Consider the following 6,587-nt stretch of genomic DNA (forward strand, 5'->3'; position numbering starts at 1 on the left):
ATACATGTACATTCAAAGTCTGGCGTTAACTTCATACCGAAATTATGAACACACCGAGCTTCAATTCGACAATAAGGTGAATGTCATGATCGGTGAGAATGCCCAAGGTAAAACGAACTTGATGGAAGCGATCTATGTATTGTCGATGGCAAAGTCTCATCGTACGTCAAATGATAAAGAACTTATCCGATGGGACCAAGACTATGCTAAAATAGAAGGTAGAGTCATTAAAAAAAATGGTCCACTCCCAATGCAGCTCGTGATCTCAAAAAAAGGGAAAAAGGGTAAGGTCAATCACATTGAACAACAGAAGCTCAGTCATTATGTTGGTGCGTTAAACACCATCATGTTTGCGCCAGAGGACTTAAGTCTTGTGAAGGGCAGCCCGCAAATCCGCAGAAGATTCCTCGACATGGAGATTGGACAAGTTTCTGCTGTCTACTTGCATGATTTATCGCTCTATCAAAAAATCCTCTCTCAGCGTAATCATTACTTGAAACAATTGCAGACAAGAAAGCAAACTGATCAAGCGATGCTGGAGATTTTAACAGAGCAGTTGATTGATGCGGCAGCGAAAGTTGTCAAAAGACGACTGACTTTTACGAAACAGCTCGAAAAATGGGCGCAGCCGCTGCATTTTGGGATTTCTAGAGAGCTAGAAACACTCACGCTCCAATACCAGACGGCAATAGAGGTATCAGAAGCGTCAGACTTGTCGAAAATAAAGAATAGCTATGAAGAATCGTTTCAGAAACTAAGAGAGAGAGAAATAGACCGAGGGGTGACACTGTGGGGACCTCACAGAGATGACCTGCTTTTCTTTGTAAATGGTCGGGATGTTCAGACATATGGCTCTCAAGGGCAGCAAAGAACAACAGCTCTTTCACTAAAGCTGGCAGAAATTGATCTGATACATGAAGAAATCGGAGAATATCCTATTCTTCTACTTGATGATGTGTTATCTGAACTTGATGATTACAGACAGTCTCATTTGCTCCATACCATTCAAGGACGTGTCCAGACCTTCGTCACCACAACAAGTGTTGAAGGTATCGATCACGCCACCCTGAAAGAAGCGGAAATTTTCAGAGTAGCCAGTGGAAAAGTAATTGACTGATAAATGAGGTGTGAGTCTTGTATATTCATTTAGGTGATGATTGTGTTGTTTCTACACGAGAGATTGTCGCAATTGTTGATTACAAAATGAGGTCGTCTTCTGTTGTAGAAGAGTTTCTACAAAAACAAGAGAAACAGATCATTTCGTTATCCCAAGGGACACCCAAATCCATTGTCGTCACAACTGAATCTGTTTATTACTCTCCTCTTTCCTCAAGCACGCTCAAAAAACGTGCTTCGTTTGTGATTGAAATTGAAGTCTAAAAGCTCAATTCATATAAATATATCGTTTAAGAAAAGTGTAGGTGAATGTACGTGGCAATGGAACAGCAACATAATAGTTATGATGAAAATCAGATACAGGTGCTTGAAGGACTAGAAGCTGTTAGAAAACGTCCAGGAATGTACATTGGGTCAACCAATGCAAAAGGACTTCACCATCTTGTATGGGAAATTGTCGACAACAGTATTGATGAGGCATTAGCTGGTTATTGTACAGACATTACAGTGCAAATTGAAAAAGATAACAGCATTACAGTAAAAGATAATGGCCGCGGGATTCCTGTTGGGATTCATGAGAAAATGGGGCGTCCTGCCGTAGAGGTCATTATGACTGTTCTTCACGCTGGTGGTAAATTCGACGGCAGCGGTTATAAAGTATCAGGCGGTCTGCATGGTGTAGGGGCATCTGTTGTAAATGCATTATCTACTACCTTAGACGTGACTGTATACCGTGACGGGAAAATTCATTATCAGCAGTTCAAACGCGGCGTTCCAGTGGGAGATTTAGAGGTTATTGGTGAAACAGATGTAACCGGGACAACCACTCACTTTGTGCCAGATCCAGAAATTTTCACGGAAACCATTGAATTTGATTACGATACACTTGCCAACCGTGTTCGTGAGTTGGCTTTCTTAACAAAAGGTGTAAACATCATCATTGAAGACTTGCGTGAAGGCAAAGAGCGGAGAAATGAATACTGCTACGAAGGCGGTATTAAGAGTTATGTAGAACATTTAAACCGCTCAAAAGAAGTTGTTCACGAAGAACCTGTTTATATCGAAGGTGAGAAAGACGGAATCACGGTGGAAGTGGCATTACAATACAACGATTCCTATACAAGCAATATCTATTCCTTCGCCAACAATATCAATACGTATGAAGGCGGAACACACGAAGCTGGCTTTAAAACCGGTCTAACGCGTGTCATCAATGATTATGCTCGTAAAAATGGCGTATTCAAAGATGGGGATGCGAATTTGAGCGGTGAAGATGTGCGAGAAGGCTTAACAGCCATTATCTCCATCAAACATCCAGACCCTCAATTCGAAGGACAAACGAAGACGAAGCTTGGGAACTCAGAAGCGAGAACCATCACTGACTCCCTCTTCTCTGAAGCACTTGAGAAATTCTTGCTTGAAAATCCTGATTCTGCGAAAAAAATTGTGGAAAAGGGACTGATGGCGGCTCGTGCAAGAATGGCGGCCAAAAAGGCTCGTGAGCTGACAAGACGTAAAAGTGCGCTGGAAGTCTCCAGCTTACCTGGGAAACTGGCAGACTGTTCTTCTAAAGATCCTTCCATCTCTGAACTCTATATTGTAGAGGGAGATTCTGCGGGCGGGTCTGCTAAACAAGGACGTGATCGTCACTTCCAAGCGATTTTACCGTTAAGAGGGAAAATCCTAAACGTAGAAAAAGCTCGTCTAGATAAAATTTTATCGAACAACGAGGTTCGTTCAATGATTACAGCGTTAGGAACTGGAATCGGAGAAGACTTTACTTTAGAGAAAGCACGCTATCACAAAATTGTGATCATGACAGATGCCGATGTGGATGGTGCACATATTCGAACGCTGCTCTTAACATTCTTCTATCGCTACATGCGTGAAATTATTGAAAACGGTTATGTGTATATTGCGCAGCCGCCTTTATATAAAGTGCAGCAAGGAAAACGTGTGGAGTACGTGTATAACGATAAACAGCTGGATGAGCTGTTAAAATCACTTCCTCAAACACCAAAGCCTGGACTTCAGCGTTATAAAGGTCTTGGAGAAATGAATGCTGCTCAGCTTTGGGAAACAACAATGGACCCTGATGCGAGAACACTTCTTCAAGTCACACTTGAGGATGCGATCGATGCTGATGAGACATTTGAAATGCTGATGGGAGATAAAGTAGAGCCGAGACGAAACTTTATCGAAGAAAATGCACAATACGTGAAAAACCTTGATATTTAGATAGATCCCTCCTGAGAACAACCTTATTTCTTGTTTGGAATAAGGTTGTTTTTCAAGAAATAGGGGCGTGTAACGAATGTCCTGGTTTTCCGTGTTTTCGTTGATTTTCTAGTAAATAAATGTGTATAAAGCCGAGATTATTGATATAATGGAGAATAGTCTTGTGAAGATAAATACATATTTTACTCCCACATAATTTATTTCATGTGATACGTAAAGGGAGGTTCTTATAGTGAGTGAACAACATACACCAAATGTACGCGAAGTAAATATTAGTCAAGAAATGCGTACGTCCTTTTTAGATTATGCAATGAGTGTTATTGTTTCGCGTGCATTACCAGATGTGCGAGATGGATTGAAGCCCGTGCATCGAAGAATTTTGTATGCGATGAATGACCTAGGTATGACAAGTGATAAACCATTTAAGAAATCTGCACGTATCGTTGGGGAAGTTATCGGTAAGTACCACCCTCACGGTGACAGCGCTGTATACGAAGCGATGGTTCGGATGGCGCAAGATTTCAACTATCGTAATATGCTGGTTGAAGGTCATGGAAACTTTGGTTCTGTCGATGGAGACGGTGCAGCGGCAATGCGTTATACTGAGGCGCGTCTATCTAAAATTTCAATGGAAATCCTGCGTGATATCACCAAGGATACGATTGATTATCAAGATAACTACGATGGCAGTGAAAGAGAACCAATCGTTATGCCAGCTCGATTCCCGAACTTATTAGTCAACGGGGCAACAGGTATCGCTGTAGGGATGGCCACCAACATTCCCCCTCACCAGCTAGGTGAAGTGATTGATGGGGTACTTGCGATTAGTCAAAACCCAGAAATGACAACACAGGAACTAATGGAGATCATTCCAGGACCAGATTTCCCAACTGCGGGACAAATCATAGGCCGAAGCGGAATTCGCAAAGCATATGAAACAGGCCGGGGCTCTATTACATTACGTGCAAATTCTATTATCGAAGAAACATCCAGCGGTAAGCAGCGGATTGTCATCAATGAAATTCCATATCAGGTCAACAAAGCCCGTTTGATCGAAAAAATCGCTGATCTTGTGCGCGATAAAAAGATTGATGGCATTACAGATCTGCGTGACGAGTCTGATCGTAATGGAATGCGGATTGTAATTGAACTGCGAAGAGACGCGAACGCCCACGTTCTATTAAACAATCTTTATAAACAAACGACACTCCAAACGTCATTTGGGATCAACTTATTGGCACTAGTTGATGGACAGCCGAAAGTCTTGTCCCTCAAACAATGTCTTGAATATTATCTAGAGCATCAAAAAGTGATCATTCGCAGAAGAACAGCATATGAACTTCGTAAAGCTGAAGCAAGAGCTCATATTCTAGAAGGTTTAAGAATCGCTCTTGACCATTTAGATGAAGTCATTGCATTAATTAGAAGCTCTCAAACTGCTGAAATTGCGAGAAATGGCTTAATGGAGAACTATAGCTTGTCCGAAAAACAAGCACAGGCCATTCTTGATATGCGTCTTCAGCGCTTAACTGGTTTGGAAAGAGAAAAGATAGAAGAAGAATACAAAGGACTTGTTGATTTGATTGCTGAGTTGAAAGCCATTTTAGCAGACAATGAGAAAGTTCTTGAAATCATTAGAGAAGAATTAACAGAAATCAAAGAACGTTTCAATGATACGCGCCGTACTGAAATTGTGACGGCAGGTATTGAAACAATTGAAGACGAAGATTTGATCCCTGTTGAGAATATTGTGATTACGCTGACTCATAATGGTTATATCAAGCGTCTGCCTGCATCAACATACCGCAGCCAAAAAAGAGGCGGTAAAGGTGTTCAGGGCATGGGAACCAATGAGGATGATTTCGTAGAACAGCTGATTTCAACATCTACCCATGATACGATCCTCTTCTTCTCTAATAAAGGGAAGGTCTATCGTGCGAAGGGATATGAAATTCCTGAATTCGGACGAACGGCGAAAGGGATTCCGATTATTAACCTGCTTGAAGTAGAAAAGGGAGAGTGGATTAATGCCATTATTCCAGTAAGCGAATTTGATGAAGATTCGTATCTCTTCTTTACAACAAGACACGGCGTATCAAAACGAACATCATTATCTCAGTTTGCCAACATTCGAAACAATGGACTTATCGCATTAAGTCTTCGTGACGAAGATGAACTGATGGCTGTCCGTTTAACCAATGGAGAAAAACAAATCATCATTGGTACGAAAAAAGGTATGCTGATTCGTTTTGACGAGACAGACGTTCGTGAAATGGGACGTACGGCGGCTGGCGTGAAAGGAATTACGCTTTCAGAGGATGACATCGTCGTTGGGATGGAAATCCTTGAGCCAGATGCAAACGTATTGATCGTAACCGAAAAAGGATATGGTAAGTTAACACCTGAAAAAGAATACCGTGTTCAAAGCCGGGGCGGTAAAGGTCTTAAAACATGTAAAATCACTGATAACAATGGTCCGCTTGTCGCAGTGAAGGCAACAAATGCTGAAGCTGAAGAGGACTTGATGATTATTACAGGAAGCGGCGTGATCATTCGTATGGCCGTTTCAGACATTTCAACAACAGGTCGAGTCACTCAAGGTGTCCGCCTGATTCGTCTTGGTGATGATGAACATGTCGCTACAGTGGCATTAGTTGAACAATCACAAGAAGATGATGAAGAGAATAGTGAAGAAAACGTAGAAACTATAGAGTCAGATCAAGAGCAATCTGAGTAAAAATAAAGCCGGTTCTTCACCGGCTTTATTTTTTTCTAAAAAAACATGAGTTTTTTTGAAATTTATAATGCTTTTTTCATAGATATGTGTTAATCTTTCAAAGGAGCAAAAAGAGGCTCTATTTTTTATCTCTTCTACAGTGGAAACTTCTTAAAAAAATAAAATGTTTTTTAAGAAAAATGTTGACTGTTGATAGAGATATATGATATATTCAAGTGGTCGCTTTGAGAGAGTGACACACAAGTTCTTTGAAAACTAAACAAGACAAAACGTACCTGTTAATTCGAGTTTTTATAAAAAAATCCTATGATACTTCATAGGTAGTCAGTCAAACGCTGACGAAAAACAAAACTTCGGTTTTGTACTTTTTCGGAGAGTTTGATCCTGGCTCAGGACGAACGCTGGCGGCGTGCCTAATACATGCAAGTCGAGCGGACAGAAGGGAGCTTGCTCCCGGATGTTAGCGGCGGACGGGTGAGTAACACGTGGGTAACCT

At 41.3% G+C, this 6,587-nt stretch carries 4 protein-coding genes and 1 rRNA gene; all 5 read left to right on the plus strand.

What is annotated here, in order from left to right; genetic code table 11:
* Nucleotides 1-4: 4 nt before the first annotated feature.
* Entirely contained in the window at nt 5-1,117 is a 1,113-nt protein-coding gene (gene recF, locus ACN6NB_RS19420; protein WP_024424075.1) for a DNA replication/repair protein RecF, read from the plus strand.
* Nucleotides 1,118-1,134: 17 nt separating this feature from the next.
* Nucleotides 1,135-1,380 carry an extracellular matrix regulator RemB gene (remB, locus tag ACN6NB_RS19425; protein ID WP_039175827.1) on the plus strand — a complete coding sequence of 82 codons (246 nt, stop codon included), beginning with the start codon at nt 1,135-1,137 and terminating at the stop codon, nt 1,378-1,380.
* A gap of 57 nt (nt 1,381-1,437) precedes the next feature.
* Nucleotides 1,438-3,354 carry a DNA topoisomerase (ATP-hydrolyzing) subunit B gene (gyrB, locus tag ACN6NB_RS19430; RefSeq protein ID WP_024424077.1) on the plus strand — a complete coding sequence of 639 codons (1,917 nt, stop codon included), beginning with the start codon at nt 1,438-1,440 and terminating at the stop codon, nt 3,352-3,354.
* 232 nt (nt 3,355-3,586) lie between these two features.
* Nucleotides 3,587-6,091, plus strand: a complete 2,505-nt coding sequence (gene gyrA / locus ACN6NB_RS19435; protein WP_039175829.1) for a DNA gyrase subunit A — start codon at nt 3,587-3,589, stop codon at nt 6,089-6,091.
* Nucleotides 6,092-6,457: 366 nt separating this feature from the next.
* Nucleotides 6,458-6,587 (plus strand): 16S ribosomal RNA (locus tag ACN6NB_RS19440); the annotation flags it as partial.

This window comes from Bacillus sp. 11B20, from assembly GCF_056098985.1.

Coding starts and splice junctions, on each gene's coding strand:
- recF (WP_024424075.1), top strand. CDS start 5: ATGTACATTCAAAGTCTGGCGTTAACTTCATACCGAAATTATGAACAC.
- gyrB (WP_024424077.1), top strand. CDS start 1,438: ATGGAACAGCAACATAATAGTTATGATGAAAATCAGATACAGGTGCTT.